Genomic DNA, 19747 nt, shown 5'->3' with positions numbered 1-19747 from the left:
GCACCGCTGTCGGACACCCAACTAGGATCGTTAACGGTGGTGAGCCTAACCTACAAAGGAGTTCGATTGTCTACATGCTCCGACGAGGCTGACAGGGGCTGTACAGCTCCGGATCCGAGCCTCCTGGGGTCGGTGATCGCCAATCCGCAAACGAGCCGACGCCTCGATGCCTGTACGCGGCAGTCGTCCATCGCGGGGGAGTCGATCGTCGCGCGCGCTGGACAGACGGCGCTGTGGGTGCTGATCGAACACCCCGGACCGTGGCCGTCCTCCGCCCCGGACGAGGTTCTCCCGCAGTCACTCCTCGACCGGATCGACTCGGCGCCCGGGCGGGTTCGTGTGGTGTTGATCCGCCGTCCCCGCATCAGACGTGTCGCCGAGCCGAAGTGGATTCTCGCGTGGTCCGACGGTGTCGATCATTGGATGAGAGAGGGCGCCGTCACGCGGTACGAGGAACTGGCGGAACTACCCTTCGAGACGCTGTCCGGCGGAATCGAACCGGACATCGGTGTCGCGCGTCGCACCCCGCTGTTCGCCGTATGCACGCACGGAAAGAAGGACGCGTGCTGTGCCGAACTCGGTCGGCCGATCCTGTCAGCCCTGTCCACGGTCGACGGGGCGGATGTCTGGGAATGTACCCATGTGGGCGGGGACCGTTTCGCCGCCAACATGATTGTGCTGCCGACCGGGCTGTACTTCAGCCGTCTCGGCGCCGAATCTGCACGGGAGACTGTCGATGACTATCTCGCCGGCACGGTGTCCCTCACGCATCTGAGGGGGCGAGCGGCGCTGTCCCAGCCCGCGCAAGCGGCAGAACACGCCGTTCGCGCCGCCACCGGCACGGTCGCGGTGGACGCGCTCGAGCGAATCTCCGAAGTGTCGTCATCGGATTCCGCGACGACGGTCGACCTGCGGATCGCTTCTCGGGACTTCCGTGTCGTGGTGCGGGCCGGGGCTTCCGAGACGCCGTTTCGGCACGGCTGTACAGCGGACGGTGTCGCGACCTGGACGCGGTGGATCATCGACGAGATCCGCGAGGTCCGTGCCTGACGATTGCGGCGGTCGTGTACGTACCCCGGTGCCTGCTGCGCGCAAAGATGGTGCGCCGCGCGGTCGACGGCGCGCGCGGGAGGCGATTCTGCGCGCAGCAGGGTGGCCTGGGTCCGATCAGCCCGTGATCATGTCTTCCTGGCCCCAGACGGCACGCATGCTGACGATCTTGCCGTCGTCGTCGAACTCCATGATGTCGATGGGGGCGATCTCGAGTGTCTGATCGCCCAGCTTGGTGATCAGGCGGAAGTGGAAGGCCGCGGTGTTGGCCGCGATGCGCAGCGTCACCAGTTCGGCCTCCTGGTCCATCGGCTCGATGATCGCGTAGAACTCGCGGATCGACTCGCGTGTGGTGCGGGGCTCGGTGCCCACGGGGTCCTCGACGATGGCGCCCTCGGCGTACAACGCCAGGACGTCGTCGGCGGTGCCGGTCGCGACAGCCTTGATGTAGCTCTCGACGGTGTTCCGGATGCTCTCGGGTGACGCGGCCATGCTGCTCCTCCATAGTTGGAACCTGTTTCAGTTTGCGAGGGTAGCGCAGCAGTGCGGCAGGATGGCCCGAGTCGAGGATGCCGATCCCGCCGACTCGGCAGGTACTCTTCGACTTCACAACCCCTGACAGGCAACGTCATCCGGTTCCGTCGCCACCCGGAATCGGGGCCGGATACTTGTACCGGGGTCTATTCCCGGTGAAACCACTACACGAACGTCCAATTGGCGCTCAAATGGATGCGTGCGTGTGAACGAGGTGATGACCGGGTCCGTCCGCTCGCTGCGGGCGAGGACCGGAACCGCAGTGTACGACCCGATGGTCGCGAAGGCGGAGCGGTGCGGAACGGCGGAGTGGCTGCGGGAGCGCTCGTGTCCTGCGTCCGAACGGTCATTTCCCGTTCAACGAGCACGTACGCTCGGAGGATCCGGCTCCGGCGCGGTGGCAGGATCGCCTCGCCGGGGCGTGGTCGGTGTTCGGGCAGGGGTGCCGGTGTGATCGCCGTACTCTGTCATCGATCTCGGCGACGTTCGGGGGCGTCGAAGTCGATCATGGGGCGTGGCAGGGGATGCCGGCGTCGGTTCGTCCACTGGTGATCGGACGGGCAATGCACGGAACGGTGTCCGGTCGCGGCACGTAGCCGCGGCCGGCGATCTGACAAACGGTCGGTAGGCCATGGAAGCAGGGGGATGAAGTGAGTCGTACCGGAAAGGTACCGGTCTCGGTCGACAGCGGGAAGGACAGGCCGGACAAACGGACCGAGATCCTGATGGCGTCGTCGGATCTGTTCGCGGCCAAGGGATATACGGGTACGTCGATGCGGGACATCGCGAATGCCACAGGGATGCTCGCCGGCAGCCTGTACTACCACTTCGATTCCAAGGAAGCGCTGGCCGCGACGATGGTCCGAGGCCTACGCGACGACATCGTCGCCGCCGTGCAGCGTCCCGTGGTGGAGTCGGACACCCCGCTCGAGGCGATCCGGCGCTTCGCACTGGACATCGCCGACGCGTCCGCCCGGCATCCCGGGGCCCTGCAGGTGTGTCTGGGTGTACCCGGAACGCGGGACGACGAACTCCAGGCCCTCCTCGCGGCCGAGCCGCGGTGGTCGGAGAAGAAGTGGCAGACGCTGGTGCGCAACGCCGAGGAGGCGGGTGTCCTGCGACCCGAGGTCGACGCCCGCATCCTGCGCGAGGTGCTCCGGGTCGCGCTCACGCACAGTGCGACGTTGGCGCCCACCGGATTCACGGCGCGCAAGGTGGCGGGATGCACGATCGACATGTTGTTCGACGGGCTCGCCACCAAGCCCGCCGACGACGACCTGTCCGAATCGGCCTCCGCGCGGGCGGCACGCAAGGTGATCGCGTCGTGGGACCGCGAGGACTCGATGATCTTGTCGGACAAGCAGGACCGCATTCTCGACGCCGCCCGGTTCGTGTTCGCCGAGCGCGGGTTCGACGCGACGACCACTCGGGACATCGCCACCGCGGTGGGGCTGACGCAGGGCAGCCTGTACCACCATTTCGAGTCGCGGGAGGCGATCCTCGTCGCGATCCTGCAGCACTTCTCGTCCCGCATGCGCATTGCACACGAGGAGATCGCGGCGGTGGGCGGGACGCCGCTCGAGACCGTCGATGCGCTGATCCGGATGCGCAGTGCCGCCGGTAAGCGGTTCGACGCCGAGGTCTCCATCCTCAAGTCGTGGGTGATGCTCACCGGCAAGGAGCACTTCGACTTCCTGAAGAAGGACGGTCGCAAGGTGCTGCGCGTGTGGGATCGCGCCTTCGCGGCGGGCGTGCGGGACGGGAGCATCACGATGCCGGGGTCGACGCGGCTGGTGTTCCAGTGCATGGGCGAGATCCTCTGGTCCACACACGGACTGCCGCGTGTCTCCACCGAGCGGATGAGCCGGTACAACCTCGAGACCGTCCTGTGGGGGGCCTCGCCCAAGTAGCTCGACATCGGTGCGACAACGGGAGGTAGTCGTGATCGGAAGGTGGTGTGCCGCAGTGGCGGCGGTGATCGGTGTGGTGGTGGCCGGTGCGCCGGCCGCGGCGGCGCCACCGGACTTCTACCAGCCGCCGGCGGTGTTGCCCGCGGGCCCGGCCGGGGAGGTGATCCGCACGGAGCCGATGCCCCTCATGTGGCAGGCGGGGACGTTCCCCGCGACGGCGACGCGGATCATGTACCGCAGCAACGACGCCCACGGCGACCCCAACGCGGTCACCGGCACCTACTTCGATCCGGCGCTGCCGTGGACCGGACCGGGGCCGCGTCCGCTGGTGAGCATGGCGGCCGGCACCCAGGGTCAGGGCGACCAGTGTGCACCGTCGAAGACGATCGGCACCGTCGTCGAGTACACGCCGCCGTCGGAGGTGATCGCGTCGTACGAGGTGGTGTTCGTCAATGCCCTGCTCTCGCGTGGCATCGCGGTGGTGCTCACCGACTACGAGGGCCTGGGTACTCCGGGGACGCACACGTATGTCAACCGGGCGTCGGAGGCGCACGCGGTGCTGGACGCGGCCCGGGCCGCGAAACGGTTGCCCGGCACCGGGATCACGCCCGACGGTCCCGTCGCGTTCTGGGGCTACTCGCAGGGCGGCGGCGCGTCCGCGGCTGCGGTGGAACTGGCTCCCGAGTACGCGCCGGAACTCGACGTGCGCGGCGCGTACGCCGGTGCCCCACCGGCGGACCTGGCCGCGACGCTGACGGAGATCGACGGCGCCTCGCTGGTCGGTGCGATCGGCTACTCGCTGAACAGCATCGTGCAGGCATACCCGGAGGCGCAGATGCTGATCGACTCGGAGCTGAACGATCGCGGCCGGCAACTGCTCGCGGACGTGCAGGACCAGTGCGTCGGCGAGACCCGCCTGACATTCGGGTTCCAGCGCACCGAGTCGTTCACCCGGACCGGTGAGCCGCTGTCGACGGTGCTGGCCCGGTATCCGCTCGCCCAGGAACTGTTTGCCGAACAGAAGATCGGAAACCGGACACCGGAGGCGCCGGTCCTCATCCAGTCCGGGATCCACGACGACACCGTCCCCACCGGGCAGGCGCGTCAGCTCGCCGACGACTGGTGCGCGAAGGGCGCCACCGTGCAGTTCACCGAGAACCCACTGCCGCCGATCAGTCAGGGCACCGGGCTCAACCACGCCCTGCCGTATGTGCTGGGGCTGCCCGAGTCGGTGACGTGGATCAGCGACCGGTTCGCCGGGGTGCCGACACCAGGCAACTGCCGCGTGGGCTAGGGACGCGGATCGGACAGTGACGGCGGCTCGGCCGCCACCGGCGGCATCTCCGGACGTCGGGTGACCGCGACCACGGCCGCCCCTGCCGCTGCCACGACGGCGCCGAGGCCGATCAGTATCCGTCGGCGGCCGGCCGAGGACGTCGGGGCGGAATCACTCTTGGTCGCACGCGTCATGCCTCCACTCTTACACAGCTCGCACACGTCGCCCGGAGCGCAATGGCACGATAGGGGGGTGACTTCACAGACTGCTACCGCAACGCTGCACACCAACCGCGGCGACATCAAGATCGCCCTGTTCGGTAACCATGCGCCGAAGACCGTCGAGAACTTCGTCGGCCTGGCCGACGGTTCCAAGGAGTACTCCACGCAGAACGCCAAGGGCGAGGCCTCCGGCCCGTTCTACGACGGCGCGGTCTTCCACCGTGTCATCGACGGCTTCATGATCCAGGGCGGCGACCCGACCGGCACCGGTCGCGGCGGCCCGGGCTACAAGTTCGGCGACGAGTTCCACCCGGAACTGCAGTTCGACCGCGGCTACCTGCTGGCCATGGCCAACGCCGGCCCGGGCACCAACGGCTCGCAGTTCTTCATCACCGTCGGCCCGACGCCGCACCTGAACCGCCGCCACACCATCTTCGGTGAGGTGCTGGACGAGGAGTCGAAGAAGGTCGTCGACGCCATCGCCACCACCACGACGGACCGCGGCGACCGCCCGGTCGACGACGTCGTGATCAACAACATCACCATCGCGTAAGGATTCACGAATGACGAACCCCGGCTGGGGTGGCACGGCGAGCGAGGGCACCCCGCCACCTCAGCCGAGGTGCGTGCGTCACCCCGATCGTCCCACCGCCCTATCCTGCACCCGCTGCGGCCGTCCCGCATGCCCGGACTGCTTGCGGGCCGCTTCCGTCGGCCACCAGTGCGTCGACTGTGTCGCTGCCGCTCAGCGTGACGTCCCGACGGCACGCACCGTCGCCGGTGCACCGGTCCGCACGCAGATGCCGACGCCGCTGCTGACCTACGTCCTGATCGCGGTCAACGTGGCGATCTTCGCGGTCACCGCCGTCCAGTCCCGCAGCGTGATGGACAACCACATCGCGTCGCCGCTGTTCCTCGATTGGGTTCTGTGGGGTCCGGCCGTCGCCGCCGGCGAGTTCAGCCGGATCGTCACCAGCGGGTTCCTGCACATCGGTCTCATGCATCTGGCCGTCAACATGTTCGCGCTGTACGTCATCGGCCGGGACACCGAGATGGTGCTCGGACGGGCCCGCTACCTCGCGGTCTACGTGATCGCGCTGCTCGGCGGCTCGGCGTCCGTGCTGATGCTCGACCCGCTGATCCCCACCGCGGGTGCGTCGGGCGCGATCTTCGGTCTGCTCGGTGCACAGGCGGTGATCCTGCTCCGGCTCAAGCGCAGCCCGATGCCGGTGCTGGCGGTCATTGCGATCAACGTGATCATCAGCGTGACGATCCCCGGGATCTCCCTGTGGGGGCACATGGGTGGCCTGGTCGCCGGCGCCGCCGCGACCGCTGCCCTGCTGTACGTGCCGAGCGCCGTCGGCGCGAAGGACCGCAAGAGCGCCGGCACCGCCGGTTGGTTCGCGCTCGGTGGTGTGGGCCTGCTGACGCTGATCGTCACCGCCGCGGCCGTCGCCGCCATCTGACCGTCCGGGACCGACGTCAGTCGCTGCCCGCGGCCCGATCCTCCGGCGGCACCAGTCGGTGCACGGACAGGGCGTCGAACACCACCACCGGGTCGGTGCCGAGGTCCCAGCGACCGAAGATCAGCAGCCGCTCGGTGCCGTCCGGGTCGACGGCGTCGATCTCGAGCATCGGCACCCGTCGTCCCAGCCGCGGGTAGCGGACGATCCGGATCCGGGCGATGTCGTCGGCGCGGTAGGTGCGCCGACCCGTCAACCGCGTCACTGCAACGGATGCGGCGTCGGAGTCGCCGGCGGCGCGCACGATCGCGAGCTTGGGGCGCTGTCTGGCGCCGAGGCCCGCGAGCACGAACATTCCGACGGCGGCCAGCACGGCCAGGAACTGTCCCGGCGCGTCGAGTCCCAGCAGCAGCGCCGCGAGGACCATGGCGACGCCGCCGACGGCGAGCGCCACTACGGCGCCGAGCGGGGTGGACCACTCGAGCGGCGGTTCGTGATCGACTTCATCCTCAGGCATGTGGACAAGTACCCCCGTTATCCACAGGGTTTATCCACACTGGGGATGAATAACATCCGTGTAATTGCTTGCCTGTGGATAACTCGGTCCCGGAAACAGACCGGCAGGTCAACGCCATCTCATCGTCATGATCAGGCCGACGACCATGAACCCGAAGCCGATCAGGAAGTTGTAGGCCCCCAAGTTGTTCATCCATGCGAGGTTCTCGCCCGCGAGGTAGTACACAATCAGCCAGGCCAGCCCGACCAACATGAAACCGAGCATCACCGACACGTACAGCGCGCTCGACGGCCCGGCCTTCACCTTCACCGGAGTGCGGTTCGCGGGATTGATCGTGTAGTCGGTCTTCTTCCGGACCTTCGACTTCGGCATGACTTCCTTATTCGTGTGGACGGGCCCAGGCGGGCTCGGGTGGATCGGTCTGCGCGAGCGCGGTGCCCGGATCGGTCCGGGCCGACAGGGTACATTCGCGGTACCTGTTGTGTAATACACGCTAACTCAAACAAGCACAGCCAGGACCGGTCGCGCACCGAATCGTCCGTGGTGGGAGTGGTGGTCGAGGGTGCCGGACGTCGAAGAGGAACCGCAGCGCGAGCGCCCGCGGTTCGGCTTCTGGCCGATCGCCGTGCTGGTGGTCTGCCTGGTCGCGGGGCTGCTGCTGGCGACCACGCGGCAAGTCTCGCACGGCAACGAAATCCGCGCCGCCGATTCGACCCGTTTGTCCGACCTCGTGCGACGTGCCCAGATCGAGGCCGACGCCGCGGCCCGCACCCGTGACGAACTGGCCGCCCAGGTGCAGGACCTGCAGGAGAACGCTGCCGGCACCGACTCACGGGTCGCCGAGGCGCTGGACTCGAGCCGCGAGCTGGCGGCCGCGGCCGGGCTGACCGCGCTCAGCGGACCCGGCGTCGTCGTCACGCTCACCGACGCCCCCCGTGACGCCGACGGCAAGTACCCGGCCGGCGCGTCTCCCGACGACCTCGTGGTCCACCAACAGGACGTGCAGAGCGTGCTCAACGCCCTGTGGACCGGTGGCGCCGAGGCGATCGCGATGCAGGACCAGCGGATCGTGAACACGTCGGCACCGCGGTGCATCGGGAACACGCTGCTGCTGCACGGCCGCACGTACAGCCCGCCCTACGTGGTCACCGCGATCGGCGACCCGGCCCGGCTCGCCGCGACCCTCGCGAACGAGCCCGGCGTCAAGATGTTCAAGCAGTACGCCGTCCGCTACGGGCTGGGATACAGCCAGCAGGAATCCGGCAATCTCACGGTTCCCGCGTACACTGGGCAGCTGCACACCGAGTACGCACAGCCGGTCGCGTAGCAACCGCCCGATACCGCGCACTACCCTTCTTCCCATGCGCATTCTGGTCGTCGACAACTACGACAGCTTCGTGTTCAACCTGGTCCAGTACCTGGGTCAGCTCGGGACGCGGGCCGAAGTGTGGCGCAACGACGACCCCCGGCTGACCGGGGACGACGCGATCGCGGCCGCGGCCGCCGACTTCGACGGCATCCTGCTCAGCCCCGGCCCCGGTACCCCGCAGCGGTCCGGCGCGACGATGCCGCTGGTGGGAGCCTGCGCCTCGGCGCGGACGCCGCTGCTGGGCGTGTGTCTCGGACATCAGGCGATCGGCGCAGCCTTCGGCGCCACCGTCGACCGGGCACCCGAACTGCTGCACGGCAAGACCAGCATCGTCCACCACACCGGCGGCGGTGTCCTCGCCGGTCTGCCCGACCCGTTCACCGCCACCCGATACCACTCGCTGACCGTGGTCGAGGACACCATCCCCGACGAACTGGAGGTCACCGCGCACACCGACAGCGGCATCGTGATGGCGATGCGGCACCGCGAGCTGCCGATCCACGGCGTGCAGTTCCACCCGGAGTCGGTGCTGACCCAGGGTGGGCACCGGATGCTCGCGAACTGGCTCGGCGTGTGCGGTCAGGCTCCGGCCGAGACTCTGGTCGCGACCCTCGAGGACGAGGTCGCCCGGTCGCTGGGGGATGCGCTCACGCGCTGATCGCCCAGCGACCGTTCCGGTCGACTAGCGGGGAATCCCGAACTCGCCCACGGCCACCGACAGCGGCGCGTCCTTCGCGACGTCGGTGCCCGGCGGCTGCTGCTGGGTGACGATCTTGCCCACCAGATCGGTGTCGAGCGTCTGCTGACGAGTCTGCGACAGCTGGTTCGACGACCCGGTCCAACCGGCCCTGCGCAGCGTCTCGAGCGCCTCCGAGACGCTCATCTCGGTCAGGCTCGGCATCGTGAACAGCTTGCCGTTGGACACGCGGACGGTGACGGTGTCGCCCTTCGCTGCGTTGGATCCGCCGGACGGGGACGTGGAGATCACCTGGCCCTCGGGCTTGCCCGAGTCGACCTTCTCGACCTGGACCTTGAAGCCGGCGCCCTCGATGTTGGGCTGCGCCACGTCGATCGTCTGCCCGATGACGTTCGGGATCCGCACCTGCTCGGGGCCCGAGCCGAGCACGACCACGACGGTGGAGTCCAGGTTGGTCTTCGCGCCGGCCGACGGCTCCTGGCCGACCACCTTGTCCAGCTCACTCGGGTCGGACGGGGCCCGCCGGACGGTGTCGTCGAGGCGCAGACCTGCCGCGTTGAGCGCCTGAACCGCCTCGTCCTGCGTCAGACCGGCAAGTTTGGGTACCTGGACCTGCTCGGGACCCGACGACACCAACAGTGTGACGGTGCTGTTCTCGTCCACCGAGCTGCCCGACGCCGGATTGGTTCCGATGACGTTTCCGGTCGCGACGACCGCGTCGGGCCGGGACTGGATGGTGGTGTCGAGGTTGACGGTGCGCAGTTCGGCCTCGGCGTCCTGGGCACTCAGACCCGCGACGGTCGGCACCGTGACCTTCGTCGGTGTCGACAACACCGAGAAGGTGAACACCCCGATGATGCCGACGACGACGAGGGCCGCGAGCGCGAGCAGCACGTTGCGGGTGGTGTTGCGCTTCTTCGGTGGCGGCGTCGACGCCGGGATCGACGCTGGAGCGGCGGTGGCCGTGGCCGCCCGCGTCGGCTCGGCCTGGTACCCCGACCCGGTGCCCGCACCGCTGTCCACGGCACCGAACATCGTGGTGCGGTCCTCGTCGGTCAGCACCATCGGCGCGCTCGGACGCTGACCGCCCAGCACCCGCACCAGGTCGCTGCGCATCTCCGCCGCGCTCTGGTATCGGTTGGCCGGGTTCTTGGCCATCGCCTTGAGGATGACCGAGTCCATGGCGCGCGGCACCGCCGGATTGACCAGCGACGGCAGCTTGGGATCCTCCCGCACGTGCTGGTACGCGACGGCCACCGGGGAATCACCCTTGAACGGGGGCTCACCGGTGAGGACCTCGTACAGCACACAGCCCAGCGAGTAGACGTCCGAGCGGGCGTCCACCTGATCGCCGCGGGCCTGCTCGGGCGACAGGTACTGCGCGGTGCCGATCACGGCCGCGGTCTGTGTCATCGGGCTCGAACTGTCCGCGATGGCGCGGGCGATACCGAAGTCCATCACCTTCACCGCGCCCGCGCGGTTGATCATGATGTTCGCGGGCTTGACGTCGCGGTGCACGATGCCGTTGCGATGGCTGAAGTCCAGGGCCGCGCAGACATCGGCGATGATCTCCATCGCCCGGCGTGGCTGCAGCGGACCCTCGGTGCGAATGAGATCGCGCAGGGTGTCGCCGTCGACGTACTCCATGACGATGTACGGCAGCGGCCCGGCGTCCGTCTCGGCCTCGCCGGTGTCGTACACCGCGACGATCGCCGGATGGTTCAGTGCCGCCGCGTTCTGCGCCTCGCGCCGGAAGCGCAGGTAGAACGTGGGATCGCGGGCGAGGTCGGCGCGCAGCACCTTGATCGCGACGTCGCGGCTCAGCCGCAGGTCCCGTCCGAGATGCACCTCGGACATGCCGCCGAACCCGAGAATCTCGCCCAGTTCGTACCGGGAGGAGAGATTGCGCGGTGTCGTCATGGCTGTCCTTGTGTGGCCGGGGTGGTGGTGGCCGTCGTGGTGGTGGTGGTTGTGGTCTGTGCCGTCGTGGTTGTCGTCGTCTGCGGCGGTGTGGTGGTCGTCGTAGTCGGCGGCGGCGTCGTCGTCGTCGTGGTTGTGGTCGGCGGCGGCGTTGTCGTGGTGGTGGTCGTGGTCGGCGGCGGCGTGGTGGTCGTCGTCGTGGTGCGCGGGGGCGTGGTCCGCGTCGTCGTCACCGGCGCCTTCGTCGTCGTCGTGGCCACGGGCGGTGTCGACGGCTCCTTCGACCCGCCGTCGAAGAACAACAGGCCGAGCGCCGCGAGGGACGCGAGCGTGAGCAGCGCGCCGCCGGCCCAGGCGATCGCCTTCTGACCGCTGGTCCAACCGCCGTCCCCGTCCTGCGAGTCCGGAACCTGGCCGGTGTCACCGGTGTAGTTGTTCTGCTGGGTCGGCATCATCGCGGTGGGCGCAGCCGCCGGAACCGGGGTCACCACCCGGGTGGCGGCGGTCGGCACCCGACCGGGCGGCGGCGGACGGTGACCGGCTCGGACGGCGGCCACCGCGTCGGCGAACTCGCCGCCGTTGGCGTATCGGCCCGCCGGATCCTTCGTCAGCGTGATGTCGATCAGTTCCCGGATCGGGGCCGGCAGATCGGCCGGCATCGGCTCCGGCGGTTCCTGCACGTGCTTCATCGCGACCGTCAGGGTGCCGCCGCCACCGAAGGGCCGACGGCCCGACAGCGCCTCATAGCCGACCACGCCGAGCGAGTACACGTCGCTGGCGGCGGTCGCCTCCTGACCCAGGGCCTGCTCGGGCGCGATGTACTGCGCGGTGCCCATCACCATGCCGGTGCGGGTCACCGGTGAGGCGTCGACGGCCTTCGCGATACCGAAGTCGGTGATCTTCACCTGGCCGGTGGGGGTGATCAGGATGTTGCCGGGCTTCACGTCGCGGTGCACGACACCGGCCGAATGTGCGACCTGCAGCGCGCGCCCGGTCTGCTCGAGCATGTCCAGGGCATGCGGAATCGACAGGCGGCCGACCCGCGCGAGCACCGCGTTGAGCGGCTCACCGGCGACCAGTTCCATCACCAGGTAGGCGAGGTTGGCGCCGGCCTCGTCCCGGGTCTCGCCGTAGTCGTACACCCCCGCGATACCCGGATGGTTGAGCTGGGCGGTGGTCCTCGCCTCGATGCGGAAGCGTTCGAGGAACTCCGGATCCGACGAGAACTCGGCCTTGAGAACCTTCACGGCGACCCGACGGTCGAGGCGGCTGTCGGTGGCCTCCCACACCTGACCCATGCCGCCGGTCGCTATCAGCCGTTGCAGCCGGTAGCGCCCGCCGATCACCGATCCGTTCGTCAACGACACTGACTCAACCCCTCTGCAATCCGGCCGCGATGACGGCCCGCCCGATCGGCGCCGCGACGGAGCCGCCGGTCGCGGCGAGCGCACGGTCGCCGCCGTCCTCGACGATGACCGCGATCGCGACGGTCGGGTTCTGTGCCGGCGCGAAACCGATGTACCAGGCGTGCGGCGGGGTGTTGCGCGGATCGCTGCCGTGCTCGGCGGTGCCCGTCTTGGAGGCGATCTGGACGCCCGGGATCTTCCCGCCGCCGGCCGTGTTGTTCTCGGAGCCGATCATGAGCTGCGTCAGCGTCTCCGCCACCTCCGGTGACACCGCGCGGCCCACCGACTTCGGCGTCGTGGTCGCCAGGTTCGACAGGTCCGGTCCCTGCAACTGCGAGACCAGGTGCGTTTCCATTCGCATGCCCCCGTTGGCGATGGTCGCGGCGATCTCCGCGTTCTGCAACGGAGTGAGCGCAACGTCACGCTGCCCGATGCTGGACTGGCCGAGCGCTGCGTCGTCGGGGATGGGGCCGATCGTGCTGTCCGCGACCGGGATCGGAATGCCGGGGGCACCCGGCCCGATGCCGAAGGCGGCCGACTGGTCGGCGAGCGCGTCGGCTCCGGTCTTGATGCCGAGTTCGACGAAGGCGGTGTTGCACGAGCGGGCGAACGCCTCCCGCAGCGACGCCGTCGGCGCTCCACCGCACGTGGTGCCGTTGTAGTTCTCGAGCGTGGTCGACGTGCCGGGCAGCGTGATGTTCGGCGCCGCGGTGAGCTGCTCGTCCGGGTTGGCGCCGTTCTCGAGTGCCGCCGCCGTCACGACCACCTTGAACGTCGATCCGGGCGGATACGTCGCCGACACCGCGCGGTTGAGCATCGGCTTGTCCGGATCGGAGTTGAGCTCGTCCCACGCCGCGGACGTCTCGGCACCGTCGTGGCCGGAGAGCCGGTTGGGGTCGTAGCTGGGGGTGCTGGCCATCGCGAGGATGTTGCCGGTGCTCGGTTCGATCGCGACGACCGAGCCGGTGTAGCCCTTCGCGGTCAGCTCGTCGTACGCCACCTGCTGCATCACCGGGTCGATGGTGCTCACGACGTTGCCGCCACGCGGATCGCGGCCCGAGACGAGGTCGAAGAACCGCTTGCTGAACAAGCGGTTGTCGGAGCCGTTGAGGACCGGGTCCTCCGCCTTCTCGAGTCCCGCGCTGCCGTACTGCATCGAGTAGAAGCCGGTGACCGGGGCGTTCGCGAACGGGCTCGACGGCGCCGCCGGGTTCGGCGGATACGTGCGCAGGTACTTGTAGCGGTCGTCGGTGGGCACCGACGCCGCCAGCACCTGCCCGCCGGCGGAGATCTGACCACGCTGGCGCGAGTACTCGTCGAGCAGCACGCGCGAGTTCCGGGGGTCGTTGCGCAGATCGTCGGCCTTGATGACCTGCACGTAGGTGGCGTTGGCGAGCAGCGCGACGACCATCACCATGACGGCCAGCGCGACGCGGCGCAGGGGAGTGTTCATTGGCGACCCAGCATTTCCGTCGGGGCGTCCGCAATGGGTGCGGGCCCCTTCTTCTTGGGGGCTGTGGGGGTGCGGGCCGCGTCGGAGATCTTCATCAGCAGGGCCAGGAGCAGGTAGTTCGCCAGCAGAGACGACCCACCGTACGACATGAACGGGGTGGTGAGGCCGGTGAGGGGGATCAGCTTGGTGACGCCGCCGACCACCACGAACAGCTGGATCGCGATCGTGAACGACAGTCCGGCCGCGAGCAGTTTGCCGAAGCTGTCGCGGACCGCGAGCGCGGTCCTCAGCCCGCGCACCACCAGGATCAGGAACAGCATGAGGATCGCGGCCAGGCCGATCAGGCCAAGCTCCTCACCGATCGCGGCGATGATGAAGTCGGTCTTCGCGAACGGCACCTGCGACGGGCGTCCGCTGCCCAGGCCGGTGCCGGCGACGCCGCCGGTCGCGAGTCCGAACAGTGACTGCGAGATCTGGTAGCCGGTGTTCTGGTAGTCGCCGAGCGGGTCGATCCACGTGTTCACCCGCACCCGGACGTGCCCGAACATCTGGTACGCGAAGAAGAACCCGATGATCAGCAGGACGCCACCGATCAGCAGCCAGCCGACGCGTTCGGTCGCGATGTAGAGCATCACCAGCACGGTGCCGAAGATCAGCAGCGACGTGCCGAGGTCCTTCTCGAACACCATGATGGCGACCGAGACGATCCACGCCACCAGGATCGGACCGAGGTCACGGGCGCGGGGCAGATCCATTCCGAAGAAGTGACGGCCCGCGGTGGTGAACAGGTCGCGCTTGGCGACCAGCACCGCCGCGAAGAAGATGATCAGCAGGATCTTCGCGAACTCGCCCGGTTGGATGCTGAAGCCCGGCAGCCGGATCCAGATCTTGGCGCCGTTGACCTCGGAGAAGCGCGCCGGCAGCAGCGCCGGGATCGCGAGCAGCACCAGGCCCGCGAGACCCACGGTGTAGCTGTAGCGCGCGAGGAGTCGGTAGTCGCGCAGCAGGATCAGCACCGCGATGAAACCGCCGAGCGCGAGCGCCGTCCACATCACCTGCTGGTTGGCGTCGGGCGAGGGGATCGGCAGCCCCTGGTACACCGCGTTCTCGGCGTCCGCGAGGTCGAGTCGGTGGATCAGCACCAGCCCGAGCCCGTTGAGCAGCGCGACGATCGGCAGCAGCAGCGGATCGGCGTACGGCGCGTACCGGCGGACCGCCAGATGCGCGACGAGGAACATCGCCGCGAAGGCCAGACCGTACTTGGCCAGATCCCACGTGAGGGTCTGCTCCTGGCTGGCCTCCACCAGCACCAGCGACACCGTCGTGACGACGATCGCGCAGCAGATCAGCAGCAGTTCGGTGTTCCGGCGGGTCGACTGGATCGGCGGGGGAGCGAACCCGCCGGGCGGGCTGGGGAACGGTGCATCGGACGTCGACATCAGCTACCGGTCCTGCAGTTCTGTCCGGGGACCTGTTCGATCGGTGCCGTCGTCGGCTCGGCCGGGGGCGCGGTCGTCGGTGGCGGTGCCCCCTCCGGGGTCGGCGCCGGCGGCGCCGGTTCGCCCGCGGGGGGCGCGGGCGGGGCCGGGGTCGGCGTGGGTGTGGGGGCGGGCTCGGGCGTACACACCGGCAGTAGGTCGCCGGCAGCGAGCCGGCGCATCTGGTCGGTGGCGTCGGCCTCGGTGCCCGACGGCAGACCGGCCCGGACCTGTTCCCGCGCGGACGGCTGCAGGTCGTCGACCTTCAGCACCCGGCACTTGTCGGGCAGCTGGTCGGGGTCGACGAGCGTGAGGGTGCCGTCGTCCGCGACACAGCCGACGAGCGCACTCTCCTGCAGCTGGTAGCCGAGGACCGAACCGGGGATCCCGCGCAGCACCGTGACCCGGTCGTCGGAGGCGCCCACATAGTAGTAGCTGCGGATCATCGTCCGGCCCACGAGCAGTCCGGCGACGACGACCACGATCAACCCGAGGCCGATGAGCGTCCAGCGCAGCTTGTGCGACTTCTTCGGCGGGGCCTTCGGCGCCGGTGTGACGCGCTTGGGCGTGGCCCGCGGCGGGCGCATCGCGGCGGCCCGACCGGCGGCGGTGTTCGGCGGCGGGGTGTCCTCGTCGTCGTCATCGGAGGCCGCGCCGCCGACGATCGGGTGACTCTGGCCGTAGTCCAGGTCGATGACGTCGGCGACGATGACCGTGACGTTGTCGGGACCGCCGCTGCGCAGTGCCAGTTCGATGAGACGGTCGGCGCACTCGTTGATGGTGCCCTCGCGCATCGTGTTCGCGATGGTCTCGTCGCTGACGACGTCGGACAGGCCGTCCGAGCACAGCAGGTACCGGTCGCCGGCGCGGGCCTCGCGCATCGTCAGCGTGGGCTCGATCTCGTTGCCGGTGAGCGCGCGCATGATCAGCGAACGCTGCGGATGGGTGTGCGCCTGCTCGGCGGTGATGCGGCCCTCGTCGACGAGGGACTGGACGAAAGTGTCGTCGCGGGTGATCTGGGTGAGCTGGTCGTCGCGCAGCAGGTAGGCGCGCGAATCGCCGATGTGCACCAATCCCAGCCGGCTGCCCGCGAACAGGATCGCGGTGAGCGTGGTGCCCATGCCCTCGAGCTCGGGATCCTCCTCGACGTGATCGGCGATGGTCGCGTTGCCCTCGTGGGTGGCGGCGTCGAGCTTGCCGAGCAGGTCCTCGCCGGGCTCGTCGTCGTCGAGATGCGCCAGCGCGGCGATCATCAGCTGCGACGCGACCTCACCGGCCGCGTGCCCGCCCATGCCGTCGGCGAGCGCGAGCAGCCGGGCACCGGCGTACACGGAGTCTTCGTTGTTGGCGCGGACGAGACCGCGGTCGCTGCGGGCCGCGTAGCGGAGAACCAGGGTCACGGGCGGAGCTCGATCACGGTCTTGCCGACGCGCACCGGCGTACCCAGCGGGACACGTACCGCGGTGGTGACCTTCGCCCGGTCCAGGTAGGTGCCGTTGGTGGAGCCCAGGTCCTCGACGTACCAGTCGGCCCCGCGCGGCGACAGCCGCGCGTGGCGGGTCGATGCGTAGTCGTCGGTGAGCACCAGCGTCGAATCGTCGGCGCGGCCGATGAGAACCGGCTGCGTGCCGAGCGTGATGCGGGTGCCCGCGAGGGCACCCTGGGTCACCACGAGGTTCTTCGCCACTTTCTGCCGGCCGAGTGACGGCAGAACCGACGCGCTTCGGGCGTACCGCGGCGCCACACGTCCACCGCCGGCGCCGGCGCCGGCATAGATGTCGCTGCGCAGTGTCTTGATGACGGCCCAGACGAAGAGCCAGAGCAGCAGCAGGAAGCCAGCTCGCGTCAGTTGGAGAATCAGTCCCTGCACTGCTCGACACCTCCTTCGGGGGCACGGCTGCGCGGATGCGCAGCCGGGGCATTTTCAGCTGGCTGCATCATATGTGGAAGCCGCCGGTGGTGATCATGATCTTTCGCCGCGCCCGGTGTCCCGAGCCGCGGCGTGCGCTGTTGGTAGCGGTGTCCTAGGTGGTCAGAGGATACGCACCAGGATTTCGGAGTGTCCCGCGCGAATCACGTCACCGTCGGCGAGCTGCCAGTCCTGGACGGGCGCGCCGTTGACGGTGGTGCCGTTCGTGGAGCCCAGATCCGCCAGCATCGCGACCTGACCGTCCCAGCGGACGTCGAGATGGCGCCGGGACACACCGGTGTCGGGCAGGCGGAACTGTGCGTCCTGCCCTCGTCCGACGATGTTGCTGCCCTCGCGGAGCTGGTAGAAACGCCCGCTGCCGTCCTCGAGCTGCAGGGTCGCGGTCAGGGTGCGGCCGGCCTCGGGGGCGTAGCCGGCCTGGTAGCCCTGGTCGTACCCCTGCTGGCTGTATCCCTGCTGGTCGTAGGCCTGGTTGTACCCGGCCTGGTCGTAGCCGCCCTGGTAGCCCTGGTCGTACCCCTGCTGGCTGTATCCCTGCTGGTTGTACCCGGCCTGGTCGTAGCCGCCCTGGTAGTCCTGCTCGTATCCCTGGTTCTGGTAGCCCTGGTCGTAGCCGGGCTGGTTGTAGTCCTGGTGGTAGCCGGGGTACTGGCCCGGGTACTGCTGCTGCGCGTCGTACTGCTGCTGGCTGTATCCCTGCTGGTCGTAGCCCTGGTCGTAGCCGCCCTGCTGCGGATACCCGGCGTCCTGCGGGTAGCCGCCCTGCGGTGCCGCGCCGTACGCCTGCTGGCCGTAGCCCTGCTGGTAATCCTGCTGGTAGCCGCCGTCCTGGGCCGACTGCTGATCCTGGCCCGGGTGCGCGCTGCCGTTGTGCGGGTACTCGCGGTCCTGGCCGCGGTCGTCCTTGGGCTCGCGGCCGGGCTCGTAACCGGAGTTCTGCGTCATGGGGCCTGCTCCTGGGGTCGGTGAAACGGGTACGGGGGCGCGTCCCGCACGAGGGTCGGGTCCGGATCCGGCGGCCTGGCCGCGGCGTGCATCCGGATCGACCGATCCCATGGTGCGGAACTGCCCGGTGTGCAGTGTCGGTGACGGCTCGAAACGGACGTCGATGTCACCGTAGGTCTGCCACCCCTGTTCGCGGATGTATCCCTCGAGGTGTCGCGCAAAAGATTTCACAGTCAGCTCGTGATCCGACGCCAGCTTCTCGTGATCGGACTCGTTGATCGTGATCACATAGCTGTTCGGGGCCAGGTAATGGCCGCCGTCGAGCTGCTGGACGCGGTCGGTGGCCTCACGCTGCAGCGCGGCTTCCACCTCCTGAGGTACGACGCCGCCGCCGAAGACGCGTGCGAAGGCGTCTCCGACGGCCCCCTGAAGCTTGCGCTCGAAACGTTGAACGATCCCCACGGCATAACCTTGCTGTTGTTGGTCGCGATCTGTCTGCGTGTCGCGGCGGCAATACTGCCCGCCGCCGCCCCTGCATGATATCCGGACACCCAGTCGGAAGCGGGTCGGTAGCCGTCTCGAAACCGCCCTTTTCGGTCCCTACCTGCACGAATCGTCATTTTTGAGGAGTGCATGCTAGTGTTTTCCACGTCGCTCGGGCGAGTGGCGGAATGGCAGACGCGCTGGCTTCAGGTGCCAGTGTCCTTCGGGACGTGGGGGTTCAAGTCCCCCTTCGCCCACCATGAGCAGTTCCACGAACTGCGACGAACGAGGTCACGAACTCGAAAGAGGTCGTGACCTCGTTTTTTCGTTCTGGCACCTTCGAGTGGGCTCACGCGCCCACTTGGTCGACCTACGTGTTCATCCCCGTGCGTTCCAGGTATTCCAGCGATCCGGACTAGCGTGGCATTGATCGCGGCTGAGGATTAAGAGGCCCACGGCGGCGATTCTGGTGAGTGAATCGGCGTCGCCTAGCTGGCCGTGCATGATCGAATAGGCCGTAAGATCTGCGCGCACGTGCGGCGGGGCGCTGAGGTCGCCACGGGCCGGGCTCTACGATGATGACGACGGACGGGCGCGGACCGGCACAACCAACACGCATCTGTGTGCAACGAGCGAGGGGTGGTGGCGAGATGGCTGGACTTGGTGAGCACATCACCGCAATGGTCCGTAGCCATGCCTCCGGCGACGATTCTGTGTGCTACTCCGTTGCTCTTCAGATCGCCGCCCGTGAGGCGAAGCGTGGTCATCACGTGCTTGCGGGGGACATCAAACAGGCGGTGGATGCATCGCGCCAGGCCACCCAGCGAAGCAATGTCACCAAACTTGCACAGCCTCGTGGAGACCTAGCCGACTTAGTCGAGGTTACTCATCCGCGTGCCCAGTTAAAGGATCTGATATTGCCAGTCGAACTGACTGCACAGATCGAACAGGTGATCGCTGAGCAGCGGCAACGAAAGAACCTGCCGGAGCGCGGGTTCGCACCTACTGGTAGAGCCAGACATCAGAACTGACTGAATTCTCCAGTCTGTCCGGGGCGTCGGAATGAACTGAACCAATTGGACCCAGCTACTCTCA

19 protein-coding genes and 1 tRNA gene are annotated in these 19747 nt (G+C 68.5%); 9 read left to right on the top strand and 11 right to left on the bottom strand.

The annotated features are described in order from the left end of the window. Nucleotides 1-132: 132 nt before the first annotated feature. Entirely contained in the window at nt 133-1050 is a 918-nt protein-coding gene (locus AC1RIF_RS11760) for a ferredoxin family protein (RefSeq protein ID WP_492601549.1), read from the top strand. Between the two features lie 117 nt (nt 1051-1167). On the opposite strand, the gene AC1RIF_RS11755 is transcribed toward AC1RIF_RS11760, so the two are convergent. Next, nucleotides 1168-1542 (bottom strand): nuclear transport factor 2 family protein, encoded by a 375-nt coding sequence (locus tag AC1RIF_RS11755; protein ID WP_492601548.1) that lies wholly within the window; start codon nt 1540-1542, stop codon nt 1168-1170. Between the two features lie 692 nt (nt 1543-2234). Between AC1RIF_RS11755 and AC1RIF_RS11750 the strand changes: the two genes are divergently transcribed. Both AC1RIF_RS11750 and AC1RIF_RS11745 read left to right on the top strand, forming a co-directional pair. Further along, nucleotides 2235-3494: a TetR/AcrR family transcriptional regulator gene (locus AC1RIF_RS11750; protein WP_492601547.1), complete on the top strand. Its 1260-nt coding sequence runs from the start codon at nt 2235-2237 to the stop codon at nt 3492-3494. Between the two features lie 31 nt (nt 3495-3525). Continuing rightward, nucleotides 3526-4788 (top strand): alpha/beta fold hydrolase, encoded by a 1263-nt coding sequence (locus AC1RIF_RS11745; protein ID WP_492601546.1) that lies wholly within the window; start codon nt 3526-3528, stop codon nt 4786-4788. Here the strand turns inward: AC1RIF_RS11745 and AC1RIF_RS11740 are convergent. Continuing rightward, nucleotides 4785-4964, bottom strand: a complete 180-nt coding sequence (locus tag AC1RIF_RS11740) for a hypothetical protein (RefSeq protein ID WP_492601545.1) — start codon at nt 4962-4964, stop codon at nt 4785-4787. The two genes, AC1RIF_RS11745 and AC1RIF_RS11740, sit on opposite strands and share 4 nt — an antisense overlap. A gap of 58 nt (nt 4965-5022) precedes the next feature. Between AC1RIF_RS11740 and AC1RIF_RS11735 the strand changes: the two genes are divergently transcribed. Together AC1RIF_RS11735 and AC1RIF_RS11730 are read left to right on the top strand one after the other, a co-directional pair. Continuing rightward, complete coding sequence (locus AC1RIF_RS11735) at nt 5023-5544, top strand: peptidylprolyl isomerase (protein ID WP_492601544.1); 522 nt, start codon at nt 5023-5025, stop codon at nt 5542-5544. Nucleotides 5545-5554: 10 nt separating this feature from the next. Further along, a complete protein-coding gene (locus AC1RIF_RS11730; protein WP_492601543.1) occupies nt 5555-6457 on the top strand; it encodes a rhomboid family intramembrane serine protease in 903 nt (300 codons plus the stop codon). A gap of 16 nt (nt 6458-6473) precedes the next feature. Here AC1RIF_RS11730 and AC1RIF_RS11725 read toward each other — a convergent pair whose 3' ends face one another. Beyond that, complete coding sequence (locus AC1RIF_RS11725) at nt 6474-6971, bottom strand: PH domain-containing protein (protein WP_492601542.1); 498 nt, start codon at nt 6969-6971, stop codon at nt 6474-6476. 108 nt (nt 6972-7079) lie between these two features. Continuing rightward, on the bottom strand, nt 7080-7343 hold the full coding sequence (crgA, locus tag AC1RIF_RS11720) for a cell division protein CrgA (protein ID WP_492601541.1): 264 nt from the start codon (nt 7341-7343) through the stop codon (nt 7080-7082). Nucleotides 7344-7533: 190 nt separating this feature from the next. Between crgA and AC1RIF_RS11715 the strand changes: the two genes are divergently transcribed. Together AC1RIF_RS11715 and AC1RIF_RS11710 are read left to right on the top strand one after the other, a co-directional pair. Then, nucleotides 7534-8298 (top strand): DUF881 domain-containing protein, encoded by a 765-nt coding sequence (locus tag AC1RIF_RS11715; RefSeq protein WP_492601540.1) that lies wholly within the window; start codon nt 7534-7536, stop codon nt 8296-8298. A 34-nt stretch (nt 8299-8332) separates the two neighbouring features. Beyond that, complete coding sequence (locus AC1RIF_RS11710; RefSeq protein WP_492601539.1) at nt 8333-8998, top strand: aminodeoxychorismate/anthranilate synthase component II; 666 nt, start codon at nt 8333-8335, stop codon at nt 8996-8998. A gap of 24 nt (nt 8999-9022) precedes the next feature. Here AC1RIF_RS11710 and pknB read toward each other — a convergent pair whose 3' ends face one another. The 7 genes from pknB to AC1RIF_RS11675 form a co-directional block, all read right to left on the bottom strand. Continuing rightward, entirely contained in the window at nt 9023-10957 is a 1935-nt protein-coding gene (pknB, locus tag AC1RIF_RS11705) for a Stk1 family PASTA domain-containing Ser/Thr kinase (RefSeq protein WP_492601538.1), read from the bottom strand. Next, on the bottom strand, nt 10954-12324 hold the full coding sequence (locus AC1RIF_RS11700) for a serine/threonine-protein kinase (protein ID WP_492601537.1): 1371 nt from the start codon (nt 12322-12324) through the stop codon (nt 10954-10956). Before AC1RIF_RS11700 ends, pknB begins: the two co-directional genes overlap by 4 nt. A 4-nt stretch (nt 12325-12328) precedes the next feature. Next, on the bottom strand, nt 12329-13816 hold the full coding sequence (locus AC1RIF_RS11695) for a peptidoglycan D,D-transpeptidase FtsI family protein (protein WP_492601536.1): 1488 nt from the start codon (nt 13814-13816) through the stop codon (nt 12329-12331). Further along, on the bottom strand, nt 13813-15255 hold the full coding sequence (locus AC1RIF_RS11690; RefSeq protein ID WP_492601535.1) for an FtsW/RodA/SpoVE family cell cycle protein: 1443 nt from the start codon (nt 15253-15255) through the stop codon (nt 13813-13815). The genes AC1RIF_RS11695 and AC1RIF_RS11690 overlap by 4 nt, the downstream gene beginning before the upstream one ends. Then, nucleotides 15255-16694: a protein phosphatase 2C domain-containing protein gene (locus AC1RIF_RS11685; RefSeq protein ID WP_492601534.1), complete on the bottom strand. Its 1440-nt coding sequence runs from the start codon at nt 16692-16694 to the stop codon at nt 15255-15257. The genes AC1RIF_RS11690 and AC1RIF_RS11685 overlap by 1 nt, the downstream gene beginning before the upstream one ends. Continuing rightward, the gene (locus tag AC1RIF_RS11680; RefSeq protein ID WP_492601533.1) at nt 16691-17164 is read right to left on the bottom strand and encodes an FHA domain-containing protein FhaB/FipA; all 474 of its coding nucleotides are present in this window, start codon (nt 17162-17164) and stop codon (nt 16691-16693) included. The genes AC1RIF_RS11685 and AC1RIF_RS11680 overlap by 4 nt, the downstream gene beginning before the upstream one ends. 162 nt (nt 17165-17326) lie before the next feature. Next, nucleotides 17327-18631, bottom strand: a complete 1305-nt coding sequence (locus AC1RIF_RS11675; RefSeq protein WP_492601532.1) for an FhaA domain-containing protein — start codon at nt 18629-18631, stop codon at nt 17327-17329. Nucleotides 18632-18826: 195 nt separating this feature from the next. Between AC1RIF_RS11675 and AC1RIF_RS11670 the strand changes: the two genes are divergently transcribed. Both AC1RIF_RS11670 and AC1RIF_RS11665 read left to right on the top strand, forming a co-directional pair. Next, nucleotides 18827-18912: transfer RNA gene (locus tag AC1RIF_RS11670), tRNA-Leu, on the top strand. A 390-nt stretch (nt 18913-19302) separates the two neighbouring features. Beyond that, nucleotides 19303-19683 carry a hypothetical protein gene (locus AC1RIF_RS11665; RefSeq protein ID WP_492601531.1) on the top strand — a complete coding sequence of 127 codons (381 nt, stop codon included), beginning with the start codon at nt 19303-19305 and terminating at the stop codon, nt 19681-19683. Nucleotides 19684-19747: the final 64 nt, after the last annotated feature.

Source organism: Prescottella sp. GW823-FHT02E09 (genome assembly GCF_058797375.1).
The sequence above is the reverse complement of the archived record's forward strand: the minus strand, read 5'-3'. Positions and strand labels throughout refer to the sequence as shown.

Coding starts and splice junctions, on each gene's coding strand:
- AC1RIF_RS11755 (WP_492601548.1), bottom strand. CDS start 1,542: ATGGCCGCGTCACCCGAGAGCATCCGGAACACCGTCGAGAGCTACATC.
- AC1RIF_RS11740 (WP_492601545.1), bottom strand. CDS start 4,964: ATGACGCGTGCGACCAAGAGTGATTCCGCCCCGACGTCCTCGGCCGGC.
- AC1RIF_RS11730 (WP_492601543.1), top strand. CDS start 5,555: ATGACGAACCCCGGCTGGGGTGGCACGGCGAGCGAGGGCACCCCGCCA.
- AC1RIF_RS11725 (WP_492601542.1), bottom strand. CDS start 6,971: ATGCCTGAGGATGAAGTCGATCACGAACCGCCGCTCGAGTGGTCCACC.
- crgA (WP_492601541.1), bottom strand. CDS start 7,343: ATGCCGAAGTCGAAGGTCCGGAAGAAGACCGACTACACGATCAATCCC.
- AC1RIF_RS11710 (WP_492601539.1), top strand. CDS start 8,333: ATGCGCATTCTGGTCGTCGACAACTACGACAGCTTCGTGTTCAACCTG.
- pknB (WP_492601538.1), bottom strand. CDS start 10,957: ATGACGACACCGCGCAATCTCTCCTCCCGGTACGAACTGGGCGAGATT.
- AC1RIF_RS11695 (WP_492601536.1), bottom strand. CDS start 13,816: ATGAACACTCCCCTGCGCCGCGTCGCGCTGGCCGTCATGGTGATGGTC.
- AC1RIF_RS11690 (WP_492601535.1), bottom strand. CDS start 15,255: ATGTCGACGTCCGATGCACCGTTCCCCAGCCCGCCCGGCGGGTTCGCT.
- AC1RIF_RS11665 (WP_492601531.1), top strand. CDS start 19,303: ATGGCTGGACTTGGTGAGCACATCACCGCAATGGTCCGTAGCCATGCC.